This is a genomic window from Pedobacter sp., assembly GCF_045627485.1.
GTDB lineage: Bacteria > Bacteroidota > Bacteroidia > Sphingobacteriales > Sphingobacteriaceae > Pedobacter.
Map to the genome: position 1 here is coordinate 20828 of NZ_JAZQNU010000109.1, position 24261 is coordinate 45088.

Annotated in this window: 18 protein-coding genes; 13 read left to right on the forward strand and 5 right to left on the reverse strand. The window is 41.2% G+C overall.

Annotation, left to right across the window (positions count from 1 at the left end):
• Nucleotides 1–190: 190 nt before the first annotated feature.
• Entirely contained in the window at nt 191–1000 is an 810-nt protein-coding gene (map, locus tag ACR2F3_RS08495; protein WP_432709548.1) for a type I methionyl aminopeptidase, read from the forward strand.
• A gap of 487 nt (nt 1001–1487) precedes the next feature.
• A complete protein-coding gene (locus ACR2F3_RS08500) occupies nt 1488–2531 on the forward strand; it encodes a TQO small subunit DoxD (RefSeq protein WP_432709549.1) in 1044 nt (347 codons plus the stop codon).
• Between the two features lie 6 nt (nt 2532–2537).
• On the opposite strand, the gene ACR2F3_RS08505 is transcribed toward ACR2F3_RS08500, so the two are convergent.
• The gene (locus tag ACR2F3_RS08505) at nt 2538–3212 is read right to left on the reverse strand and encodes a DUF2243 domain-containing protein (RefSeq protein ID WP_432709550.1); all 675 of its coding nucleotides are present in this window, start codon (nt 3210–3212) and stop codon (nt 2538–2540) included.
• A gap of 77 nt (nt 3213–3289) precedes the next feature.
• Between ACR2F3_RS08505 and ACR2F3_RS08510 the strand changes: the two genes are divergently transcribed.
• On the forward strand, nt 3290–4438 hold the full coding sequence (locus tag ACR2F3_RS08510; RefSeq protein WP_432709551.1) for a serine hydrolase domain-containing protein: 1149 nt from the start codon (nt 3290–3292) through the stop codon (nt 4436–4438).
• A gap of 22 nt (nt 4439–4460) precedes the next feature.
• Here ACR2F3_RS08510 and ACR2F3_RS08515 read toward each other — a convergent pair whose 3' ends face one another.
• Complete coding sequence (locus ACR2F3_RS08515) at nt 4461–4985, reverse strand: ankyrin repeat domain-containing protein (protein WP_432709552.1); 525 nt, start codon at nt 4983–4985, stop codon at nt 4461–4463.
• Between the two features lie 50 nt (nt 4986–5035).
• Nucleotides 5036–6571 (reverse strand): catalase, encoded by a 1536-nt coding sequence (locus ACR2F3_RS08520; RefSeq protein ID WP_432709553.1) that lies wholly within the window; start codon nt 6569–6571, stop codon nt 5036–5038.
• 98 nt (nt 6572–6669) lie between these two features.
• Here ACR2F3_RS08520 and ACR2F3_RS08525 point away from each other — a divergent pair, with 98 nt between their 5' ends.
• Nucleotides 6670–7608 (forward strand): LysR substrate-binding domain-containing protein, encoded by a 939-nt coding sequence (locus tag ACR2F3_RS08525; RefSeq protein WP_432709554.1) that lies wholly within the window; start codon nt 6670–6672, stop codon nt 7606–7608.
• Between the two features lie 32 nt (nt 7609–7640).
• Here the strand turns inward: ACR2F3_RS08525 and ACR2F3_RS08530 are convergent, their stop codons facing one another.
• Nucleotides 7641–8891 (reverse strand): cystathionine gamma-synthase family protein, encoded by a 1251-nt coding sequence (locus ACR2F3_RS08530; RefSeq protein ID WP_432709571.1) that lies wholly within the window; start codon nt 8889–8891, stop codon nt 7641–7643.
• Nucleotides 8892–9109: 218 nt separating this feature from the next.
• On the opposite strand from ACR2F3_RS08530, the gene ACR2F3_RS08535 reads away from it, so the two are divergent.
• Nucleotides 9110–9943, forward strand: a complete 834-nt coding sequence (locus tag ACR2F3_RS08535; RefSeq protein WP_432709555.1) for a hypothetical protein — start codon at nt 9110–9112, stop codon at nt 9941–9943.
• A 34-nt stretch (nt 9944–9977) separates the two neighbouring features.
• Nucleotides 9978–10646, forward strand: coding sequence for a hypothetical protein (locus ACR2F3_RS08540; protein ID WP_432709556.1), 669 nt, complete (start codon nt 9978–9980; stop codon nt 10644–10646).
• A 9-nt stretch (nt 10647–10655) separates the two neighbouring features.
• On the opposite strand, the gene ACR2F3_RS08545 is transcribed toward ACR2F3_RS08540, so the two are convergent.
• Nucleotides 10656–11477 (reverse strand): 3-keto-disaccharide hydrolase, encoded by an 822-nt coding sequence (locus ACR2F3_RS08545; protein WP_432709557.1) that lies wholly within the window; start codon nt 11475–11477, stop codon nt 10656–10658.
• Nucleotides 11478–11552: 75 nt separating this feature from the next.
• Here ACR2F3_RS08545 and ACR2F3_RS08550 point away from each other — a divergent pair, with 75 nt between their 5' ends.
• From ACR2F3_RS08550 to ACR2F3_RS08580, 7 genes are all read left to right on the forward strand, one after another.
• Complete coding sequence (locus ACR2F3_RS08550) at nt 11553–13157, forward strand: carboxylesterase/lipase family protein (RefSeq protein ID WP_432709558.1); 1605 nt, start codon at nt 11553–11555, stop codon at nt 13155–13157.
• A gap of 64 nt (nt 13158–13221) precedes the next feature.
• Nucleotides 13222–15342: a glycogen debranching protein GlgX gene (glgX, locus tag ACR2F3_RS08555; RefSeq protein WP_432709559.1), complete on the forward strand. Its 2121-nt coding sequence runs from the start codon at nt 13222–13224 to the stop codon at nt 15340–15342.
• Nucleotides 15342–17186 (forward strand): malto-oligosyltrehalose trehalohydrolase, encoded by a 1845-nt coding sequence (gene treZ / locus ACR2F3_RS08560; protein ID WP_432709560.1) that lies wholly within the window; start codon nt 15342–15344, stop codon nt 17184–17186. Before glgX ends, treZ begins: the two co-directional genes overlap by 1 nt.
• Entirely contained in the window at nt 17092–21159 is a 4068-nt protein-coding gene (gene treY / locus ACR2F3_RS08565; protein ID WP_432709561.1) for a malto-oligosyltrehalose synthase, read from the forward strand. Before treZ ends, treY begins: the two co-directional genes overlap by 95 nt.
• A gap of 87 nt (nt 21160–21246) precedes the next feature.
• Nucleotides 21247–21411, forward strand: a complete 165-nt coding sequence (locus tag ACR2F3_RS08570; RefSeq protein WP_432709562.1) for a hypothetical protein — start codon at nt 21247–21249, stop codon at nt 21409–21411.
• 94 nt (nt 21412–21505) lie between these two features.
• A complete protein-coding gene (locus ACR2F3_RS08575) occupies nt 21506–22984 on the forward strand; it encodes a gluconokinase (protein WP_432709563.1) in 1479 nt (492 codons plus the stop codon).
• 156 nt (nt 22985–23140) lie between these two features.
• A complete protein-coding gene (locus ACR2F3_RS08580; protein ID WP_432709564.1) occupies nt 23141–24259 on the forward strand; it encodes a Gfo/Idh/MocA family protein in 1119 nt (372 codons plus the stop codon).
• The last annotated feature ends 2 nt before the right edge of the window (nt 24260–24261 follow it).

Sequence of the window (24261 nt, forward strand, 5' to 3'; positions counted from 1 at the left end):
CATGATTCATGTTAAAAGAGCGGGTTAGATTTGCACACGATACCTGAGTAAGAAGTGGGTACGATTAAGTGTAAAGCTGCAAAAATTTACGCCGTAAATTAAATGCAATATTAAGATGCTGTTATACACCCTGTGCTGGTAATTGTTTTAACATTGCTAAATTTGCATAAAAAGAGCATAAATAAAAATAATGAGTTTATATAGAACTAATGAAGAAGTAGCCTTACAAAAGGAAAGTTGTTTGATGGTGAGCAAAACGATAACGGAAGTAGCCAAGGTACTTAAACCAGGAATTACTACGCTGTCGCTGGATGAAATGGCAGAGACTTTTATCCGGGATAATGGCGGCATACCTTCATGTAAAGGTTACCATGGTTTTCCTTATTCCTTATGTATATCAGTAAACGAACAGGTGGTACATGGTTTCCCTGGAAAATACGTGTTGAAAGATGGGGATATAGTGTCTATTGATACGGTGGTGTATAAAAATGGTTTCCATGGAGATCATGCTTATACTTTCATCATTGGAGAAACAACACCAGAAGTTCTTCAGTTAGTTAAGGTGACCAAAGAGTCGCTTTATATTGGTATTAAACAAGCCACAACGGGTAACCGTACCGGCGATATCGGTTATGCCATTGAGCAATATACCAATGGAAAATACGGTTATGGTGTAGTTCGTGAAATGGTAGGCCACGGTGTAGGCCACGAAATGCATGAAGATCCACAGGTGCCAAATTACGGTCGCAGGGGGAGCGGTAAGAAATTACAGGAAAACCTGGTCATTGCGATTGAGCCGATGATTACCATGGGTAGCCGAAAAATCTATACACTTGATGATGGCTGGACAATAGTAACTGCTGATGGCTTGCCTGCTGTACATTTTGAACATAACGTTTGCGTGAAAAAAAATGTACCAGAGATTCTGTCAGATTTTAGTATCATTGAGCAGGCAGAAAAGGCAAACGCTAACCTGAATAGTAGCTACTATAGCCTGTAAGTTAAAATTCAGCATTTTATATTTTAAAGCTACTTTAGTTGGATTGATGAACAATAAAATTATACACCATAGTAAGGAATTAAGGGATTTTCTAATCCTTTGCGCACTCCTGTTGGCAGTTTTATTTTCATCATGCATTGTTAGAAAAACCCTCTATGCCCAGCTGGATATTCCGGTGGTAAAGTCTTTAAACACTTCAAAAGCAACTTTAGCACCTAATAGTGTATGCAAAACTGTGACTGGGGTAAACAGCAAGATAACGTATAAGGTAATCAAGAAGGATGTTTGGTTACTGCTAGCATCCGGTTTGCCGAGACATTCCTCACCGTTAATTGTTGGTGTTAATAAATTTAACCGGAGTCTTTCCCGGGTGAAAGGCTCCGATCAAGTTCCTCTTTATATCTTATATCAAAATAGGAAGATTATTACTTAGTGCGCGGTTTATCAAAGTACTAAAGATTTTAAATACTTCTTATTTTATATATTTATGCGGGAGCAACAAACAAATACAATGTCTGGCCAGTCTTATCAATTGGCGGGCCTCTTCACCTTATCCATAAGATTAGTAGTCGGTTGGACGTATTTCTCAGCCTTTTGGCGCAGGTTAATTTTAGAAAACAAGCTTGATCCAGATGCAGCTGGATATATAGGGGAAAAGTTTAATCACTTTTTGCCAAATGCCCTATTTATCAAACCTTTAATTGAATACCTGGTAACCCATCCGGAGGCATTATGGTGGTCTATGGCATCGTTTACCATCATTGAAGGTATCGTGGGATTACTATTTATATTAGGACTTTTTACCCGTCTGATGAGTATAGGTGTATTTAGTCTGGCAATGGGTATTTTATTAAGTGCAGGCTGGTTGGGTACCACCTGTTTAGACGAATGGCAAATTGGCATCTTAGGCTTGGCCGCTGGTTTTACTATTTTCCTTTCAGGTAGTGGAAAACACTCGATGGATTATTGGTTTAGTTCCAGGGCTTTTGCTTTTACTACGCAACGGTGGTTTACCATCATAGGTTCTGGCGTATTAGACATTAAGCCACGGAAATTACAAAGACTCGTGGTTATTGGATCGCTCCTGATTCTGTTTATAACCTTATTTACAAACCAATATTTTCATGGTGGCGTGTGGGGTACGCTTCATAACAAATCAATTAAACCAGAGTTGAGGCTATCTGATACTCGCATTGAGCAGGATAAACTATTTGTTAGTGTATTTAGGGTGGAAGGCGCTGATGTTTATGGCTCATTTTTAATTGGTATATCGCTCATAAGTCCTGAAGGCAAAATTTTAATGCATAAAGATGGAAGTGATTTAGCAAAATTTCCAACTGAACACATCCGGAATAAATATGTTGCCAAGGTGAAGCCCGGGGCACACAGTCTTGTTATTCCACTTGGAGGAAATGCAGAATTAACTATTCAGGACGACGTTCTTAGGACAATTCCTGCAGGCGAGTACACCTTATTATTCACTGACATCAGCGGTAAAACCTGGCAACAAACTATTCGTAAAACACTATAAATAACTTCAGACTTCCTGTTTCAGGGGACTTCGGAGAGAGGTCCCCTTTTTATGCCAATACCAACCTAAAACCATCAACAGCAATCCGAAAACAAGAAAACCATAATTCCAAAGTTGCTGATTGTCACTCCATTCCTTTACGTTGTGAAGTTTCAGGAGTTGGTGATCGATAATGCCTTCCACCAGGTTAAATAAGCCCCAACCCATTGAAAGCCCACCCCAAAGTAGATATTTAGAAGTGTTAATATTCTTTTTATTTAACAGGTTCCACAGGAGGAAGACACCAATGATGGTTGTTATCAGGGTAAAGAGATGAAATATGCCATCCCAGAACATGTTTATGCTTTTGTTAACCAGTGTGTCTGCAGGGATTTTGTTGGTTAACATTTCATGCCACTGCAAGATTTGATGTAATACAATGCCGTCTATAAAACCACCTAACCCGATACCCAGAACGGTCGATGCGGCCATTAAAGGAATACTGTTGGTTTCCATGAGCTGAGGGTCTGCCAATAATCGATTCTGATAACGCCGGGTGGCGAGCCTGGAAAAAATGGCAATGATAATGGCCAGTACGATAAAAGCAGAAAGCATAAACAGTAAGTTGGGGTAGAACATGCTGTTGTAAATCCCCTTTTGCACCGCATTGTTACAGGTAATACAGGTTGTTGTGTATAGCATAGGCATTTAGTTCAATAGGATATAGAGAAATTAACAGGAAATGTAGGCGATTGTTCTTGGAATTATTATCTTGAACCATGTTTAAAAACAACCGCCACAACCCTCTGTACAGCCTATTATTGCTGATCTTTTTTTCCATGAGTTCTTCTGCACAAGTAGAAAAAGCGGAACAGGAAATACAAACCATTATGAAAAAATACGATGCTGTAGGCGTATCTGTTGCTGTTGTAAAAGACAATCAACTGATTTATACCCACGCTTTCGGTGCAAAAAATTTGGAAGACCAGACCCCCTTGTCGGAGACCGATATATTCAGAATTGCTTCAATATCGAAGTCTTTTTCCGCAACTGCTATTATGCAGTTAGTAGAGCAGGGAAAGTTAAGCTTAAGTGATGACTTCAGTGACTTAGTGGGATTTAAAATCCGTAATCCGGCCTTTCCGGATAAGATAATTACATTGAAGATGGTACTTTCACATACTTCCAGCATTAACGATAGCCAGGGTTACTTTAATCTTGACGTGATTAATCCGGCAAAGAATCCTGACTGGGCGAAATGTTATAATAATTACGAGCCGGGGCAGGGTTATGAATATTGTAACTTAAATTTCAATATGGTAGGCGCTATTATTGAAAAGAAGAGTGGCGAACGTTTCGATCAGTATGTTAAACGTCACATTCTGGATCCTTTGGGATTGTATGGTGGTTATTGTGTTGACTCCCTGGATAGTACGCGTTTTACAGTGTTGTATGAATATGATGCCGCTACAAAAAATTTTACCGCTTCCCCAGCGGCTTACAACCCTAGAAGGGAAGAAATTAAAAACTATGTGATGGGTTATAGTACGCCTATATTTTCACCAACAGGTGGCATGAAAATCTCTGCTCCGGACCTTGCTAAATACATGACCATGCATATGAATATGGGCAGGCATAATGGTAGACGGGTGATCAGTAAAAAGAGTGCGAAAATTATTCAAACGCAGGTTGCAGAAGAGGATGGGTACGGGCTGGCCATCCGTACTGTACATAATTTAATTCCTGGAAAGACCCTAAAAGGGCATACTGGCTCCGCATATGGGTTGTATAGTTCCATGTTTTTCCAGCCTAAGGAAAAGTTCGGTCTGGTGGTGATATCCAATGGTTGCAACCCTGTAGAAAGTAATGGTTTTATAGGTTTCACTACAGAAGTGGTAAACAGTTTATACAACAACCTGATTAAATAGTTATCGTATAAACCGTTTGCATTTACTTAGCTGCTAACAAGGTTACTATTTTGTCGTTTCCTTGATTGGTAGCGTAGTCCAAAGCCGTTTTACCAAATTTATCCATTTGGTTTTTATTGACGTTATATTTTAATAATAGTTCTACAATGGCGTCATGACCAAAAGTAGCGGCAAAGAATAAAGCATTAGCCTGGTTGTAGTTCAATATATTAGGGTTTGCTTTGCTACGGAGTAATAACTCAGTTAATGTAACATTGCCTTTGAAACTAGCACCCATAAGTGCTGTGTTCCCTGAGCGGTCCATGAGATCGAGATTTGCTTTTTGTGAAATCAGGTAATTGACCGCTGTTAGGTTATTACTATAAACGGCAAGAATTAATAATGAGTGACCTGCATTGTTTACTGTATCAATGTTGTTGTTGCCGTCGACATAAGCTTTCAGGGTCTTAACATCATCTGTTCGGGCTGCCTGAAAAATGTCTGCCTGCTGCGCGTGGGTGCTTAAAGCGCCTGCCAGTAATAGGATAAAAATAAAAAATTTGTTCATGAAAATGAGAATAATCATCCGGGGGCACAGGGTGCTCCCGGATGGAGTGATTATTTTTTTAGGTTTGATAACGAATTTTCAAGTGTTTCTCTTGATAAGTTCAATTCTTTAGCCAGGCGCATTCCATACTCGCGGTCTGCCTGATAAAAGTAGGAGATCATTTTAGCCACAATTACAGGACTGCCTACAACTTTTAAAGCGCCGGAAAGGTTGGCAATTAAATTATCCTGATCTTTTTTGGAAAATGAACGGTATAATTCACCAGCTTGTTTAAAATCATTAGGCTTAGAAATTTTAGCTTGTGCGGTTGCTACTTGATCAAAGGTCGATACTGAATACTTGAATTTAGTATCTTCTTTAACCTCTGGCCTGTTGGTTGACGGTTGATAATTGATGTCACCGAAATCATGTTTCTTCATTGACATATAACCGTTCTGATTATAGTTGTTAGTTGGCACTTTTGAAGCATTTACTGGTAATTGCTGAAAGTTACCACCCAATCGATGACGCTGGGTATCAAAATAAGAAAACAAACGACCTTGTAACAATTTATCTTCCGATGCTTCAATTCCCGGAACCAGGTTGCCTGGTGCGAATGCAGCCTGCTCAACCTCCTGGAAGTAATTTTCTACATTCTTGTTTAAGGTCATGGTGCCTGCCAAATGTAATTTAGCAATAGCTTCTGGCCATATTTTTGTCACATCCAATGGATTAAAATCAAGTTTAGCAAAATCTTCTGCTTTTAACAGCTGAACATATAAATCCCATTTTGGAAATTTTCCTTCTTTAATGTGGTTAAATAAATCCATTGTCGCATGTTCAGTTTGTGTTGCCTGAATGGCATTTGCTTCGGTTTGCGTTAAGTTGCGTTCACCTTGTTGTGATTTCCAGGTGTATTTAACATAAGTTACTTCCCCTTTGTTGTTCACCCATTTAAAAGCATGAACGCCTGAAGCATTCATCTCGCGAAAATTTGCAGGTGTACCATAGTCAGAAAACAACCAGGTCAACATATGTGTAGCCTCAGGTACATTAGAAAAGAAATCGAATACACGACGAGGGTGGGAAGCTTCATTCGTCACTGGTGATGGTTTGAAAGCATGTACCATGTCAGGGAATTTTATCGCATCGCGGATAAAGAAAACTGGCAGGTTGTTGCCTACTAAATCGTAGTTTCCTTCTTCAGTGTAGAATTTAACAGCAAAACCACGTGGGTCACGGTAAGTTTCTGGAGAACCGGCCTGGTGAACTACTGTAGACATACGTACAAAAAGAGGGGTTATTTTTCCTTTTGCAGAAAATATCTTGGCTTTAGTAACCTCAGAAAAATCTGCTGCCGCAACAAATTCGCCGTATGCTCCGGCACCACGAGCATGAACAACACGTTCGGGGATTCTTTCCCGGTCAAATGCTGCTAGTTTCTCTATTAAGTGTATATCTTCTAATAGGACCTGGCCATTGTTGCCAACGGTTTTAGAATTTTGGTTATCACCAACTGGTGCACCTCCATTGGTAGTTAAGGTTTGGGCAAAAGTTAGCTGCGTACAAATCGCAGAGATGGCCATTAAGGATAATAATTTCTTCATTTAATGATATGTGTGTTAATAATGGTTCAAATGTATCAATAAGTGGCCGATAGATATAACTGAAAATTTCTATCTTTGCTATAGATACCATCAATGATATGAACATCCAACAATTAGAATATATTATAGCAGTAGATCACTTTAAAAATTTCACCAAGGCTGCGGCACGTTGTTTTGTGACACAAGCGACTTTAAGTGCGATGGTTAAGAAATTGGAAGAGGAATTGGAGGTAATCCTTTTTGACCGTACGCCCCAAGGTGTTTTTACCACAAATGCTGGCAAGGAAATCATTGAAGAAGCCAAAAAAGTAATCTTACATAGTCAACTTTTAATTGACCGGGCGAAAGAAATTCATGGTAAAATTGAAGGGAAAGTTAAAGTCGGAATTATTCCAACGATTGCTAACACTTTATTGCCACTGATTGTAAAGCCGATATTAGATACTTACCCTCACTTAAGCCTTGAAATTTTTGAACTGACCACCGATGTTATTGTTAAACAACTGAAGAACGGTGACCTGGATATTGGTATTCTTGCAACCCCAATAAATTACGAGGAGATTGAAAAAGTGGTTTTATTTGAGGAAGCCCTTATGGTATATGGTGATGTGAGTACGGATAAGAAATATATCATGCCGGAAGAAATTAAAAGCCAGAAGATCTGGTTATTTGAAGAAGGACATTGTTTAAGGGATCAGTTTATAAAGCTTTGTTCACTGAAAAAGAAGGAAAACACGGTGAAAAATCTGCAACTTAAAGTGAGTTCATTTGAAACCCTGCTCAATATGGTTGACGAGTTTGGTGGTTTAACTTTAATTCCAGAACTGTATTATAAAATTTTATCAGAGGAGAAAAAAATCAAAGTAACGTTTTTCAATACCCCCATCCCTGTGAGAGAGATGAGTATTGTTTATTATAAACCTTATTCAAAAATAAAAATCATCGAAGCATTGGCTAAAATAATCAGGTTACAGGTGAGGAAGGATCTTATTGCTGATCAATATCATGCCGAGGAGCGGGCAATCGTTAGGACCTAAACTAACTGAAGGCACGCTCCTTAGCAGTTCTATTAAGCTTCGAGGGCCTGACGAAAATCTTGAAGCAGGTCTTGGGTATCTTCAATACCCACCGATAGACGTACCATAGAATCAGGAATACCCATTTCTGCACGACTCGCTGCACCTAGTTCAAAGAAAATAGTATGTGCTACCGGAATGGCAAGTGTTCTGGTATCACCCAGGTTACTTGATTTGACTACCAGTTGCAGTCGGTTAAGAAAGGCGAAAAGATCAATACCCTCTTTCAGTGAAAAACTCATCAAACCACCGTAGTGTTTGAATAGGCTGCCTGCCAGTTCATGTTGCGGATGGTTGTTTAAACCAGGGTAATATACCTTACTCACCATGTCGTGATCTTCCAGGTATTTAGCTAAGGTAAGTGCGTTGTGACATGCCCTTTCCAGGCGCAGTGCTAATGTTTCGGCACCAACAGAGATGGTGTGTGCCGCTTCAGGTGAAAGGGTTCCGCCACCGTCACGTAAACCTCGTTTTCTGATCTGGGTGATGCCCAGCATTTCAGGTTTGATTTGCTCGCGCAGCACTTGGGCAATATTTGCATATTTGGTCCAGTCAAATAGGCCGGTATCGGTTACGCTGCCACCTAGCGCATCGCCATGGCCACCAATATATTTTGTTAAAGAGTTAATGACCAGACTGGCTTTTACGTTGATCGGGTTAAACAGGTATGGTGAGGTCATGGTGTTGTCGACAACGTAAATGAGCCCTTTTTCGGCACAGAAGTCACCAATAGGGCCAAGATCCGCAATTTGCGTAGCCGGATTGGCAATTGTTTCTACAAATACCATTTTGGTGTTTTCCTGGTACGCATTCTTGATATTCTGTACGTCGGTTGCATCAACAAATGAGAAAGAAACGCCGATTTCAGCGTAGGTTTGCATGATGCTGCGGGTGTTTCCAAATAAAAAGGAACTGGCGATGATATGATCACCTGCTTTCATCAGCGCCTGAATGGTAGCGGTAATGGCGGCCATGCCTGTGGAGAAGCTTACGGTGGCTTTACCACGTTCCATTTGGGTTACTTTATGCTCTAATGCCGTTGTGGTAGGGTTGCCCTGACGGGAATAAGCGTAGCCTTTTGCTTTATTTTGGAATACATTGACAAGCCCCTGCACATCATCGAAGCCCCAGGTAACTGAAGTGTGAACAGGTTGATGTAAAGCTCCGAATTCTGGTTTAAGTAAACGGTCTGAGTGTAATATAGTGGTTGTAAATCCTTTTTGGTCTTTCATATTGAAATTCATCAAGTGTTAAAATTGCTGATTTTTTTGCAAAAATAACCTCAGATTTTGGTATAAATAGAAATATTCTGGTCAAACTGTTAAAAATAACATAAAATACGATATTAATTTGTAGTCCTAGTGGGGTAGTAACAGGGGGATATATCACTATAATTTTTGTTTGTATAGGCAAAATATTTGCCTACTTTACATTATATTTACGATACACAAATCAAACCGCCATGAAAAAGCTAGCTTTAATCATCCTGATCGCTACCGCTATGTCTTCTTGTAAGTCGTATATGATCAGCACAGTATCAAGTAATGATGCCTCTACGGAAGAAACCTCAGGCGCATTCTTTGTTGAAAATGACTCCGTAAAAATCACTTATACTTTTACCGGAGAAAACAGTCCGCTCACCGTGGAAGTATTTAATAAGTTAAATGAGGCGGTTTACGTGAACTGGGAGCAATCGGCAGTTGTATTAGACAATAAGGCCCATAGTTTTGTAGCCGACAATCTTACTTTTGATGGTAAAACTAATCATACTACGCCGGTTTATCAACCTGCAGGCAGTATCGATAGTTATGGTAGTTTTGTTGGTTCAGTTAATCTATCTAAAAATGCAGCATTTTTACCTCCGAAGTCGCAAACCACTCGAACCATACATGCGCTAAACACGATCAATACTTTTAAATTAGTGGATGCTGGTTTTGAAAAAACACCAATGGACTATAGTGATGGAAGTGGCGTGGTGTATGTGAAGCAGGCAAATTATGAAAAAGTTGCTTCGCCAATCCAGTTTAGGTGTTTCATCACGCTTTCCACAATTAAAGACGGGGTGCCTAAACCTTTTACCTATGAGCAAAGTTTTTGGGTATCCAGTATCGTCAAAAGCCCGGCTAGTCCATCCAAAATAGCAAGTTATCAACTGTTGCCCGCAAACTTGATCGTTAACGATAAGACCACTGGCTTTGCAAAGGCCATGAGTGGTTTAGCGCTTGTTGGTGCAACAGGAGCTCTTGTTGCTGCAGATGCTGCTTTGGCCGAAAAAAACGATAACAATAATGAGTAATCAGGTACGTAGGCTCAACCCTAAAATTTTTGCAATGAGAAAGGTTATTTATGCACTTATTTGCTGTTCAATTTTTACCTTGTCGTCTGTACAAGCACAACAGAACGTCTATCTTTCTGCTCATCTTTCGACCCAGGGACCTGGGTTGGAAGTGAAGTATGTGCCGCAGCCGGGGTTTAACCTGCGTGCTGGTTTCAGCATGCTCCCCTTTTCATTTAACACCTCTTATACTGTACACTCGCGACCAGCTGATGCTGCAGTAGATGTCGACGTAGCTAATGCCCATTTCATGGTCGACTGGCATCCATTTATCAAATCCGAATCCTTTAGTCGCAAAATTCTTTTAAGCACAGGTGCAGCCTATTTTTGGAAAAGCAGGGGCGAGGCAGTAGTCACCTACAACGGCACTTTTGAATTTGACGATATGGAGATTCCAGCCAATGAGGTAGGCGAACTTTATGGCCGTATCCAATGGAACAAGTTTGCGCCTTATTTAGCCCTGGGTATTGAAAATCCGAGACCGAAAAACAGGGTAAACGTGGGTTTTGCTGTCGGAGCCTATTATATGGGTGAACCGAGCGTAGAAATAACAGGCACCAAATATCTGACGGATACCGAAAGTGATGAGCAAGAGTTAAGGGAAAACGTATCACCCTATCAATTCCTGCCAGTGGTACAGGTTAATCTTAATATCAGGCTATAGTAGTGCTCATTACTTGTTTTCCAGGTTTAATAATTCAATTTTCCTGAAGTCAACTGGTTGTCCTTCACTTTGTAAAGCTATAAATCCACGCTTTAAAGGGGTTTTATCAATTTTTATTGCTTTATCATAGTTGGTTACCGTTCCTCCACCAATTTGAGGTTTACTGTACTTCAATACGGTATCGCCATTAATAATATGTGTAACCAGTGAGTCACCCAATACAATAAGTTCCGCATTTACCCATTCCTCAATTTTATAGGTTTTAGATTTTGAATCGATGCAATGTCTTTTATCTATTTGTCCCTCATAAACCACATCGGTACCTGGCGAGCACATGTTACCTGTTGCCCTAGGTTTACCATCATCCAAACCGGCAAGCAGTTGAAACTCGACAGAAATAGGCCAGTCCTGGTCACGCAGCATGGTTTTTGGATCTTGAGAATGGTACATTACCCCACTATTTCTGATGGTGTAACTTGGTGCATCTTTTTTCCATTCCCCGGTAATCCGGTATTGAAATTTCAGGTGGAACTGGGAAAAAGGTTGGTTAAAGTAAAGGTGGCCAAATCGTTCATTGAAGTCCTCGTACTGATCATATCGGACCTTAATTATGCCATCTTCCACGCGAAAAGTATTCCCAAAGTTTTCCCCTACATCATGATGGTTAATCTTTACCGTCCAGTTGTTGATGTCTTTGCCATTAAACAGCGAAATCCATTCGTTTTTTTTATCTCCCGTATTTATAGCTGAACATCCGATAAAAGCTAACGATGATAGGAGTATAGTGCCTGAAACGATAAAAATTAAGATGTTTCTCTTGTGTATAATCATGGTGCAAAGGGTTTGGTTAACGTAAAACTATAAAAAAATGTAATATATTAGTAAGGAAGCAAATATTATAACCCTATGAAAAGACGATATACTTTTACGTTTCTGAATATTGCTATCCTGCTTTGCACAAGTTGCTTTGTATTTAGCCAGTCTGTACAGGTGAAGATCAAAAATGGTAGCCTAAGCGGGCAAACTCAACCTTCAGGTATTCAAAGTTATAAAGGGATCCCTTTTGCAAAAGCACCTGTAGGGAACCTTCGCTGGGTGGAACCTCAACCCGTTGATAACTGGTCAGGTGTACGTCAGGTACATAAATTTGGTCCCAACCCGATGCAAGGTAAACCATTTGGCGACATGCGTTTTCGCTCCAGTGGCATGAGTGAAGATTGCCTGTACCTAAATGTCTGGACCCCTGCTAAATCTTCAGAGGAGCGACTACCTGTATTGGTTTATTTTTATGGTGGTGGTTATGTTGCCGGCGATGGTTCTGAGGGCAGGTATGATGGCGAGAACATGGCGAAAAAAGGTATTGTTACGCTTACAGTAAATTATAGATTGGGCGTTTTTGGTTTTTTTGCTCACCCCGAATTAACAAAGGCTAATAAACACGGTGCATCTGGGAACTACGGTCTGCTAGATCAGCATGCTGCGTTAAAGTGGGTGCAGGAAAATATTTCGGCATTTGGGGGCGACCCCGCGAGAGTTACCATCGCCGGTGAATCCGCGGGATCCATTTCTGTGTCGGCCCAAATGGCATCCCCCTTATCAAAAGATCTTATAGCTGGTGCGATCGGGGAAAGTGGGGCGATGATACACCCAACCCTTGCCCCCCTGAGTCAGCAAGAAGCAGAACAAAACGGGCAGTCCTTTGCCGCCAAGGCAAAGGCTAATACCTTAGCGGCTTTAAGGGAAATACCTGCTGAAGATTTATTGCGTTTGTCGCTAGAAGCTGGCGCTTTTAAAACTGCCGCTAACCTGGATGGTTATTTTCTTCTTCAACCACCATCTGCTATTTTTGCTGCAGGCGATCAGGCAAAAGTACCCTTGCTCGCTGGTTGGAATTCTGCAGAAGTTCCCTACCAGGCTTTTCTTTTTGGGGAAGCCCCTAGCCCGGAAAACTATAAAATGAAGTTGACTCAGGTGTATAAAGATCAGGCGGAACAGGTTCATCAGCTGTATCCTGGTCATACCATGGCGGAAGTTGTTGCATCTGCCACTGCTTTGGCTAGTGATAAGTTTATTAATTATAGCACCTGGAAATGGCTTGACCTTCACCGCAAAACAAGTGGCCGGCCCGTTTATCGTTACCTATTCTCTAAGGAACAACCTCCCTTCAAACCTGGGTTTGAGAAAAATCAACCAGTTGCCCCCGGACACCCAGCACCGCTTAAGGGTGCGCCCCACGCTTTCGAAATTGAGTACGCGATGGGCAATTTATACAGTAATCCAGAATACACCTGGACAAAAGAAGATGAAAAGGTGTCGTCTTTGATGTTGGACTATTTTGCCAATTTCATAAAAACAGGTAATCCGAATGCAAAGGATTTGCCTACATGGGATACTGTGGATAAATCAGGTCAAATGAAACTGATGAATCTTGGTGTACCAGCTAAACAGGAAATGGAATCAGTTCAAACCCATCAACGCTATCTTTTTCTTGATAAGCAGTATTTCAAGTAGCCAACTCCAAAATCTCTAAACATTTACAGTCTTCTGTGGTTATTTTCTCAAATACTGTAGATTAATGGATAAAATTGAGGTACACCCGGGGAGCCCTTATCCTTTAGGAGCTTACTGGGATGGAAAAGGTGTGAATTTCGCTTTATTTGCCGGCCAAGCTCTTGCCGTAGAGTTATGCCTATTTAATCAGGACTGCAAAACAGAGGAAGTTAGAATTAAGCTCGTTGAAAGGACCAGTTATGTGTGGCATGCTTACATTCCGGGTATAAAACCAGGCCAGTGTTATGGTTATCGTGTTTATGGACCTTTCAAGCCTGCCTTAGGCTTGCGTTACAATCCAAATAAGCTACTAATTGATCCTTACGCAAAAGCAATATCCGGTGCCGTAGAATGGCACGACTCCCTTTTCGGTTACCGAATGGGCGAGGATGACTTGAGTTACGACGAAACAGACAGTGCGCCATTTGTTCCCAAGAGTGTGGTAGTCGATCAAAGTTACGACTGGGAAGGCGTACAAGCGCCTAACACGAGCTATCTTTCCAGTATAATTTATGAAGCACATGTGCGTGGGTTAACTATGACTCATCCCGATATTCCGGAATCAATCAGGGGAAGTTATGCTGCGCTGGGACATCCTGTGATGATTGATTATTTAATTAACCTTGGCATTACAGCTATTGAATTAATGCCGGTCCATCAGTTTATTAATGACCGGCCGCTGGTAGAAAGGGGATTGAAAAATTATTGGGGTTACAATACCATTGGATTTTTTGCACCAGACACTAAATACTCTTCTAGTGGTGTATTTGGTGGGCAGGTGAAGGAATTTAAAGATATGGTTAAGGCCATGCACAAAGCCGGAATTGAGGTGATCCTTGATGTGGTTTATAACCATACTGCAGAAGGAAATCACCTTGGACCAACATTGAGTTTCAAGGGTATCGATAATGTTGAATACTATCGATTAACTGAGGATAAGCGTTATTACATGGACTACACAGGAACTGGGAATACTTTGAATGCTTATTTTCCAAATGTATTACGCTTGATGATGGACAGTTTGCGATACTGGGTTCAGGAAATGCATGTTGACGGGTTTCGTTTTGACCTGGCTTCGGCACTTGCCAGAGGTCTGAATGAGGTGAACATGCTGAGTTCCTTTTTTAGTGTTATCCATCAGGATCCGGTACTGTCGCAGGTTAAATTGATTGCCGAGCCTTGGGACGTTGGTGAAGGTGGTTATCAGGTGGGTAATTTTCCTCCAGGATGGACAGAGTGGAATGGAAAGTACCGGGACTGCATTCGTGACTTCTGGCGGGGGGAGGACAGTATGCTCGCGGAGTTCGCTTTACGGGTAACAGGCAGTCCGGATTTGTATCGTGATGATAACCGGCGACCCACGGCAAGTATTAATTTTATCACAGCCCACGACGGTTTTACGCTTCAGGATCTGGTAAGTTATAATGAAAAACATAATTATGACAACGGCGAAGATAATCGCGACGGCGAGGACCATAACCGATCCTGTAACTACGGAGTTGAAGGTGATACGGATGATCCTGGAATTCTTAAGTTACGTGCCAGGCAGAAGCGTAATTTCTTGACCACCTTGTTCCTTTCCCAAGGCGTGCCCATGCTGCTTGCTGGGGATGAACTTGGTCGCACACAACGGGGGAATAATAACGCTTACTGTCAGGATAATGAACTCTCCTGGATAGACTGGGCGCATGTAGATCAGGAATTGCTTGACTTTACCCGAAGGTTGATTAGACTAAGAAAGGACCACCCTGTTTTTCGGAGAAGAACCTGGTTTCAGGGGAAACCTGTGATGGAAACAGGCGCAAGAGATATTGCCTGGCTATTACCCGACGGAAAGGAAATGCAGGAACACAATTGGAAGGAGGATTTCGCTAAATCACTTGGCGTATTTCTGAATGGTCATGGCGTAATAGGCCGTGATCACCTGGGTCGAAAGATTATTGATAATAGTTTTTATTTGATGTTAAATGCTCACCATGGAGTTATTCAATTCAAACTCCCGGAAATCCGGTTTGGAAGAACGTGGACAAAGATTCTTGATACCGCAGATCCCGGTTTGAAAGCGAAAGTTATGAATTTTAACTATGAACAAACTGTTTCTGTGGAGGGTAGGTCTTTTATGGTTTTAATGACGAAAACGATATAATGCAATTGGATAAAAGAAATATAGGCTTAAACTTTAATGAAAGTAAGAAGGCCGTGGTTAAAGTTTGGGCACCACAGGCGGAAAAAGTGGCCTTAAAGGTGGAAGGGGGCGAACCTATTCGCCTTAACAAAGAAAACTATGGTTATTTTTCAGTTGTTACAGAGTCCATTAGGCCTGGAGACCGATATTGGTTTCAACTTGACAACGATAAGCAACTTCCTGATCCAGCATCTCTTGCACAACCAGATGGTGTTCATGGAGCTTCTATGGCGGTCGATTTACAGTATGCCTGGAATGACCTCCCCTGGATTAATCCTCCTTTGAACAACTACCTGATTTACGAATTACATGTAGGGACTTTTACAGCTGAGAGTGACTTTGAAGGGGTAGAAAAACGGTTGGACCATTTAAAGGATTTAGGAGTAACTGCTGTAGAGATTATGCCAGTTGGTGCCTTTCCTGGAAGCAGAAACTGGGGGTATGATGGCGTGTTTCCTTTTGCGGTGCAAACTTCTTACGGTGGCCCGCAAGGCTTGCAAAAGTTAGTAGATACATGCCACCAGAAAGGTTTGGCGGTTATTCTTGATGTGGTATATAACCACTTTGGGCCGGAAGGTAATTACCTGTCGAGCTATGGTCCCTATTTTACCGACAAGTACCATACGCCATGGGGTAACGCTGTGAATTTTGATGATAAAGATTGCGATGGCGTTAGGGACTTTGTGGTAGAAAATGTGTTGATGTGGTTTAGGGATTTTCATATCGATGCGTTAAGGCTTGACGCCGTACATGCCATCAAGGATTATAGCGCCGTTCATGTGCTACAGGAAATCAGGCAACAAATAGATCTGCTCATGGAGCAAACCGGCCGCAGGTATTACCTGATTGCAGAATCAGATTTAAATGACCCGAGGTATATTACCCCACTGGATCAACAGGGCCTGGGTATGGATGCGCAATGGGTAGATGAATTTCATCATGCCCTGAGGGTGAGTGCCGGGGAGCCCAAAAAGGGCTATTACCTGGATTTTAACGGACTGGCCGATTTGACTAAGTCTTACCGTGATGCCTACGTATATACAGGTGCTTATTCAGCTGAGCGGAGGAGGAAGTTCGGAAAAGATGCCTCGCAACACCCAGGAAAGCAGTTTGTTGTGTTTTCGCAAAATCATGACCAGGTTGGTAACCGATTGCTGGGAGAACGTTCAGGAACACTATACGGCTTTGAGATGCAAAAGCTGATGGCGGCAGCGGTATTATTTTCACCATACATTCCCATGTTATTTATGGGGGAAGAATGGGGAGAATCGAATCCATTTTATTATTTCGTGAGCCATACTGATGAAGAGCTCGTTGAAATGGTTAGGCAAGGCCGAAAAAAAGAATTTGCTGCTATGAATGCAGGAGGAGAGGCTATAGATCCTCAGTCAGAAAATACCTTTAACGCTTCGAGACTCAACTGGAGTCTGCTGGAAATTCCTCCTCACCAGGCATTGTTTCAGTTTTACAAAAAATTAATTACGCTCCGTAAAACCAATGCTGTATTGGCAGCGAATGACCGTTTAGCTGTAAACGTCCAGTTATTTGCATCTAAGCAGGTGCTACTCCTGGATCGAGGAATGCAAAATCATAACGATCATGTCTTTTGTTTAATGAATTTTTCAAAACAGCCACAAGAAATTTTGTATCCTAGTGATATAATAATGACTGATCTTCAGTTGATTATTGATTCTGCATCGCAAAAATGGTATGGAACAACAGAAGCTCCTGATCGCTGGAAAGAAGGTCAGGAAATTGTTTTACAACCGGCATCATTTGTCGCTTATTCGACGTCCCATGATTAATCCTATTTCTACCTACCGTATACAATTTAATAAGGACTTTACTTTTAAAAATCTTGATGACGTAATTCCTTATCTGGTTAAATTAGGCGTAAATACTATTTATGCATCACCAATTTTTGCAGCTGTGCCCGGAAGCAACCATGGTTATGACGGCATTGACCCTAATCAAATTAATCCTGAAATTGGAAGCATAGCGGATTTACGCCGTATTTCAGCGCGACTGAAAAAACTAAAAATAAACTGGATTCAAGATATTGTACCTAACCATATGGGCTATCATTACCAAAATCCATGGTTGATGGATGTTTTAAAATATGGGGACCGGTCGTCTTATCGCAATTTTTTTGACATCAACTCTACAGATTTGTCTACTGACCCCGTGATGGCACCTTTTTTAGGGGCAAGCTTGGAAGAGGTAATAGCAAACGGAGAATTAACACTGTCTGAACTAAATGGAGAGCAGGTGTTAAAATATTTCGATAGCATTTGGCCTTTAAAACCCGAGACGGACCTACAAACTCCCTTACTGAATATCGCTAAAACTCAATATTACAGGCTTTGCTCTTATCAGGAAAGTAATGAACGCATTAACTATCGGAGGTTCTTTACAGTTAACAGCTTGATCTGTTTGAATATGCATGAGCAGGAAACCTTTGATGCTTACCACCGGCTTACAAAAGAGCTACTAACGCAGGGCATTTTTCAGGGTTTAAGGATTGATCATGTGGATGGTTTATATGACCCTCAAACATATTTAATTAACCTGCGAAAGCTTTGTGGACCCGATGTGTACCTGGTTGTGGAGAAAATTCTGGAACCAGGTGAAACGTTACCTAAGTCATGGCCCATACAGGGTACTACAGGATATGATTTCCTCGGCTTGGTCAACCAGCTATTTATAAATCAAAAAGCCGAAAGGAGATTTGACCAGTTTTATAAAAAAGTAGAGGAACATCCTAGTCCTGTCCAGACGCAGATCAGACAAAAGAAAACGGATTTTCTCTTTAATTTTATGAACGGGGAGTTAGAGAATCTCCTTCAGCTCTTTCTAAGCCAAAACCTCCTCAGCCCGTCGCAATCCGCTCTTGTTGAACCTGAAGTGTTCAAGAAATTAATAGCCGAAATTCTGGTACGCTGCCCGGTATACCGTTTTTATGGTAACCAATACCCGCTTCCTAAAGAAGAGCAAGAGGCATTGAAAACTATTTTTTCTTCACTGAAAACTCAACCTGCCTTTAAAACACCTGTGGCCTTATTGACAACGGTTTTATTGGGTAATAATGAAGACAGTGCTTACGGAGAACGCGTGTTAAAATTTTATCAACGACTGATGCAGTTTACAGGTCCTTTAATGGCAAAAGGTGTGGAAGATACCCTGATGTATACCTATAATCGTTTTATAGGAAGCAATGAGGTTGGTGATTCGCCTGATATATTTGGTATTTCTGTATCTGAATTTCATGAAGCTATGATCGAACGCCAGACGCATTGGCCTTTAACTATGAATGCCTCCAGTACACATGACACGAAACGAGGGGAGGATGCACGGGCTCGCTTACAGGTTTTAACAGATTTGAGAAAAGAGTGGCTGAAAGAAGTTGCCGTTTGGCAGGAACTGAACCTGGATTTAAAGCAAGGAGAACATCCAGACACAAACGATGAATATTTTATTTACCAAACATTACTGGCCACTTATCCGGAAACAGCATCCGGACGGCTGGATTACCCGGTTCGACTTCAACAGTACATAGAAAAGGCCCTGCGGGAAGCGAAGCGAAATTCCAGTTGGGACGAGCCTAATGTGCCATATGAAACCATTACAAAAAATTTTGCTGTTAATTTGTTAGATCAAAACAGGCAATTTTGGTCAGTATTTAATGAATTTCATAAGCGGGTGTGTCATTTTGGAAAGTTAAATTCTCTATCTGCTTTGTTGTTAAAGTTTGGATGTCCTGGTGTACCCGATACCTATCAAGGTGATGGTTTATGGAACTTAAATCTGGTGGATCCAGATAATCGTCGCCCGGTAGACTATAAATTACGGGAATGGTATTTAACCCGTTTAAAAAAAGAATCAACTGGATTAAAGGAATTATGGAAACAAAGTGCTAACGGCCTTATTAAATTGGCATTTATACACCGTTTAATGCACCTGCGGAAACAGTTGCCGCAATTGTTCAGTGAAGGCGCTTATCTTCCTCTCGCTGTGGAGGGGAAATATGGTAGTCACCTTATCGCTTTCGCCAGGCGATATAAAGGTGATGTGGTGATGTTCCTTACCCCAGTTAACCATACCGAGATCAAAGATTGGGGCGATACGCACGTACTATTACCGGAGGGAACCCCGGAAGATTTCAAGGATGTACTTCGGAATCAAAAATCGTCAACTGGCACGAAACTGTTTGTTAGAAAAGTGTTTACCGAGATACCTCTTTCTGTGTTGCATTTCAAAGCGGCCGTAAATAATAGGGCAGCCGGGATATTAATGCCTGTTTTTTCCTTGCCATCTCCTTATGGAATTGGGGATATGGGTCCCGAGGCACGCTCTTTTATAGATTTTTTACATGCTGCTGGACAGAAATTCTGGCAGTTACTTCCCTTAAACCCAGTCAACTCTACTCAATCCTATTCTCCTTATAGCGCTACCTCTGTGATGGCAGGCAATATTAATTTGATTAGTCCGGAACCATTAACCGCTGTAGGATTGCTGCAGCCAGAAGCTTTGCAACAATACAAATTGCCTTTAAAGAAGACCATAAAGTATAAAAAGGCAGCGCAGAACAAACAGGATCTATTACATCTTGCGTATCATAATTTTAATGAGATGGGAGAGAATGCTCCATACTATTCGAATTTTCAGGAATTCTGCAAAAAAGAGAAATATTGGCTTGATGACTTTGTTTTGTTTACTGCAATAAAGGATTTGCATCTGGATAAACCCTGGTATGAATGGCCAACTACATTACGTGATCGTGACGCAGGGGCATTAGCTGTGGTGGCACATGAACAATCAGCCCTGTTGCAGGAAATTAAATGGCAACAATTCATTTTTCATCAGCAATGGGATGAGTTAAGACGTTATGCCTTGACCTGTAACGTTAAATTTATTGGCGATTTGCCATTTTATGCTGCATGGGATTCGGCTGATGTATGGGCTCATCGCGACTTGTTTAATGTTGATGCCGAAGGTAAATGCATAGGTGTTGCAGGGGTTCCACCCGATTATTTTAATGAAGAGGGACAGTTGTGGGGTATGCCTGTATATAATTGGGATGCCATGCAGGAAAATGATTTTGAATGGTGGATGACACGGGTGCAAAAAAACATGCAATGGTATGATCTGCTGCGGCTTGATCATTTCCGTGCGTTTTCAGCCTACTGGGAAGTGCCGTACGGCAGTGAAACCGCTAAAGACGGCAAGTGGAAAAATGGGCCTGCTGAAGCTTTTTTTGAGGTGCTCCGCAAAAGATTCCGGCAAATGCCATTTATTGCAGAGGACCTTGGTGAAATTGATGCGCCAGTTTATCAGTTACGTGACCAGTTTAAATTACCAGGCATGAAAGTTTTGCAATTCGCTTTTGGTGATGATAGTGCTAAATCGATTCATGTGCCACATCAATATGCTAACCAGCATGCGGTGGTGTATACAGGTACTCATGATAATGACACCTGTGTAGGCTGGTACAAAAAAGAACTTCATAAAAAGGAAAGAAAACGCATTAACGAATACATGGGTTATAAAGTGGATGTACATCAGGTAAGTTTTGCCCTGATCAGGCTGGCGTATGCTTCTGTTGCTGGTCTTGCAATCATACCAATGCAAGATGTGCTAGGAAAAGGGTCATCAGCAAGGATGAATACCCCTGCGGGTACCAAAAAAAACTGGAAATGGAGGTTGCAAAGATCAGATGAATTACAAATGATAGGGTTACAAAAATTGCTCAAAAACTGTGTAGTTACATACGGACGATGATCAGTAATTTTACTGTCACAAATATTTTATCTGTAAAACATAATAGTAAAAGAAATGTTTATGCAGGTAACAAAAACGCCTTAACTTATGATAACAGAAGAAAAAGAATCTAAAACAGTAAAGCAACCAGTTCATTTATTAGCCGATTCATCTAAAAAAGATGGACTTCGTGTGTCGACCATAGAAGTAAGAAGAAAATCTGCAGTCATGAGAAAAGCAGAACGACCAAATTATCGGTTGAGATTATTGTAACTGATATTGGCTGTATTAGTTGCCATTGGAGCCAAGGGTTCCAATGGCACTATTTTACAGCAAAAATGTTATCTTGTATCCATAAATAATAAATATGGAATACATTGTTGGCGTCGATATAGGTACAGGAAGTGTTAAAGCAGTAGCCGTAGATTTGTCTGGCAAATCTTTTGAAACAAATCAACAACATTATTCTTTTCAATCTCCAAAGCCTGATTATCACGAACAGGATGCAGAGGAGATTTGGCTCTCCTTTCAAAAATGTCTCCAGGAAACAATCCATAAAATTGGGCACCAACCTAAAGCAATAGGTTTAAGTGCGGCTATGCATAGCCTTATTTTGGTTGATGATGACGGCAATGCCTTGTCTCGGATGATCACCTGGGCTGACAACCGGAGTGCTGCCATAGCAAAAAAGCTAAAAAATTCAAATGAGGGATTAGCGATCTACCAAGCTACTGGAACGCCTATTCATGCGATGTCTCCCTTATGCAAACTGTTGTGGTTAAAGGAAAATGATCAGGAGAATTTCAACAATACACATAAATTTATCTCTATTAAAGAGTATATCTGGTTTAAGCTCTATGCAGAGTTTGTGGTAGATTATTCTATCGCTTCCTGTACCGGACTTTTCGATTTGGAAACCTTGACATGGAATGCCCCTGCACTTGCTTTGGCCGGAATAGAACCATCACGTTTGTCTGAACCGGTACCTACCGATTACTGTAGTCATAAAGCGCTTAGGAATATGACTTTTTTAAAGCAAGATATACCCATTATCATAGGAGCAAGCGATGGGTGTTTAGCAAACCTTGGTTGCATGGCTTATCAACCTGGTCAGTCAGTGATGACTATAGGAACGAGTGGTGCTGTCAGAATTGCCAGCAAAAAGCCATTACCTAATGCTGCTGCAATGACTTTCAGTTACATTCTGGATAAGGATACCTATATTTGTGGGGGGCCAATTAACAATGGAGGCATTACTTTGCAATGGTGGCTCACCACCCACGACGATGACAATCCGGGAGACCAGGAATTTGATGCTTTTTTTGAACAAGTTCAACAAACCCCTGCGGGAAGCAATGGTCTGCTGTTCTTACCTTATCTTACTGGAGAACGCGCTCCAATTTGGGATAGTGAAAGTTGTGGGACATTCTTTGGTGTTAGGCTTTCTCACAAAAACAGGCATTTTTCCAGAGCTTTATTAGAAGGAATTTGTTATGCCATGAAGGATGTATTGGAAGCTGTTGAAGTGAATACAGAGCCGATCAAGCAGATTTACATTAGTGGTGGTTTTGTGAAATCAGAGGTTTGGGTACAAATGTTGGCCGATATTACTGGTAAAGAACTGGTCATTGTACAAACAGACGATGCTTCAGCCATTGGCGCAGCTTTCCTTGCCATGAAATCCCTCAACCTGATCCATGTTTATCCAAAAGTGGCCGCAGGCGAATTGGAAATCTTTAAACCTAATCCTGCACTTAGAGACCATTATTTAAAAAATTTTGCCGTTTTCAGGAAACTTTATATCGATTTGAAAGAAACGATGCATGAAGTTTACCTCCTGAATTAATGAATTTTATAGAGCGTGCACTGGAAACCCTTGTGTTTGTTTAATAAAGATAAGTGTATCGTTGAGTATAACGAACTAAATCCGCAACGGTTTGACAAAACATTTCACAAAAACTAATTTTTTAATAACTTGTTGTGGTCAAATAAACTTCAATATATGGAATCACGTCGCAAATTTCTACAAAAGATGGCCTTACCGGCCTTAGCACTTCCATTTTTGCCGTCACCAAGCTGGGCAAATCTACAAAAGCCATTTATTAGTCCTTATCAGGGACCGGTATTAAGGGTAGCAATTATGGGTTTGGGTGGTTACGGAACCAGGGTTGCCGATGCCATGAAAGATTGTCAAAAAGCCAAGTTGGTTGGCGTGATCAGTGGTACACCGTCGAAAGTAAAAGATTGGCAATCCAAATATGGCATACCTGCTAAAAATTGTTATAACTACGAGAACTTCGACCAGGTGAAGAATAATCCGGATATCGATGCAATTTATGTGATCACTCCCAATGCGCTTCATCATGATCAGGTGATCAGGTCGGCAAAAGCAGGTAAACATGTGATATGTGAGAAACCCATGGCACTTAATGCCAAAGAGGGTCAGGAAATGATTGACGCTTGTAAGCAGGCAAATGTTAAATTACTTGTTGGGTACCGCATGCATTTTGAACCCAAAACACTGGAGGTTATCCGTATGCGCGAAGCCGGAGAATTGGGTGAAATCAAATTTTTTCAAGGGCTTGTGGGTTTTAGGGTAGGAGATCCAGCCCAGTGGCGCTTAAATAAAGATTTAGCTGGAGGTGGCTCTATGATGGATATCGGCATTTATGCCATCAATGGTGCACGGTATATGATAGGTGAGGAGCCTGTGTGGGTTACCGCCCAGGAAACGAAAACAGATCCGACCAAGTTTAAACAAGGTGTTGATGAGACCATCCAGTTTCAGTTAGGCTTTCCTGGTGGAGCGACCGCATCATGCCTATCCACCTATAACATGAATAACCTCGATAAATTTTTTTTAAACGGTGCTAATGGATTCGCAGAAATGCAACCCTCCACTAATTATGGCCCAATTAAAGGTCGTACCCATAAGGGTGAACTTAGCCAGCCACATGTAACTCACCAAACTGTGCAAATGGATGAAATGGCGAGCATCATTCTTGAAGGCAAGCAGGTCGTTGTACCTGTAGATGGAGAAGAGGGTTTGAAAGACCTTAAGATCATTGACGCTATTTATCAAGCCGTGAAAACCGGTAATAAAATCCCTCTTAAATCTTAAAC

What these genes read in the sequence shown, in the direction of transcription:
- map (WP_432709548.1), top strand. Translation starts at nt 191, where the DNA reads ATGAGTTTATATAGAACTAATGAAGAAGTAGCCTTACAAAAGGAAAGT.
- ACR2F3_RS08500 (WP_432709549.1), top strand. Translation starts at nt 1,488, where the DNA reads ATGCGGGAGCAACAAACAAATACAATGTCTGGCCAGTCTTATCAATTG.
- ACR2F3_RS08505 (WP_432709550.1), bottom strand. Translation starts at nt 3,212, where the DNA reads ATGCTATACACAACAACCTGTATTACCTGTAACAATGCGGTGCAAAAG.
- ACR2F3_RS08510 (WP_432709551.1), top strand. Translation starts at nt 3,290, where the DNA reads ATGTTTAAAAACAACCGCCACAACCCTCTGTACAGCCTATTATTGCTG.
- ACR2F3_RS08515 (WP_432709552.1), bottom strand. Translation starts at nt 4,985, where the DNA reads ATGAACAAATTTTTTATTTTTATCCTATTACTGGCAGGCGCTTTAAGC.
- ACR2F3_RS08520 (WP_432709553.1), bottom strand. Translation starts at nt 6,571, where the DNA reads ATGAAGAAATTATTATCCTTAATGGCCATCTCTGCGATTTGTACGCAG.
- ACR2F3_RS08525 (WP_432709554.1), top strand. Translation starts at nt 6,670, where the DNA reads ATGAACATCCAACAATTAGAATATATTATAGCAGTAGATCACTTTAAA.
- ACR2F3_RS08530 (WP_432709571.1), bottom strand. Translation starts at nt 8,891, where the DNA reads ATGAATTTCAATATGAAAGACCAAAAAGGATTTACAACCACTATATTA.
- ACR2F3_RS08535 (WP_432709555.1), top strand. Translation starts at nt 9,110, where the DNA reads ATGAAAAAGCTAGCTTTAATCATCCTGATCGCTACCGCTATGTCTTCT.
- ACR2F3_RS08540 (WP_432709556.1), top strand. Translation starts at nt 9,978, where the DNA reads ATGAGAAAGGTTATTTATGCACTTATTTGCTGTTCAATTTTTACCTTG.
- ACR2F3_RS08545 (WP_432709557.1), bottom strand. Translation starts at nt 11,477, where the DNA reads ATGATTATACACAAGAGAAACATCTTAATTTTTATCGTTTCAGGCACT.
- ACR2F3_RS08550 (WP_432709558.1), top strand. Translation starts at nt 11,553, where the DNA reads ATGAAAAGACGATATACTTTTACGTTTCTGAATATTGCTATCCTGCTT.
- glgX (WP_432709559.1), top strand. Translation starts at nt 13,222, where the DNA reads ATGGATAAAATTGAGGTACACCCGGGGAGCCCTTATCCTTTAGGAGCT.
- treZ (WP_432709560.1), top strand. Translation starts at nt 15,342, where the DNA reads ATGCAATTGGATAAAAGAAATATAGGCTTAAACTTTAATGAAAGTAAG.
- treY (WP_432709561.1), top strand. Translation starts at nt 17,092, where the DNA reads ATGGAACAACAGAAGCTCCTGATCGCTGGAAAGAAGGTCAGGAAATTG.
- ACR2F3_RS08570 (WP_432709562.1), top strand. Translation starts at nt 21,247, where the DNA reads ATGATAACAGAAGAAAAAGAATCTAAAACAGTAAAGCAACCAGTTCAT.
- ACR2F3_RS08575 (WP_432709563.1), top strand. Translation starts at nt 21,506, where the DNA reads ATGGAATACATTGTTGGCGTCGATATAGGTACAGGAAGTGTTAAAGCA.
- ACR2F3_RS08580 (WP_432709564.1), top strand. Translation starts at nt 23,141, where the DNA reads ATGGAATCACGTCGCAAATTTCTACAAAAGATGGCCTTACCGGCCTTA.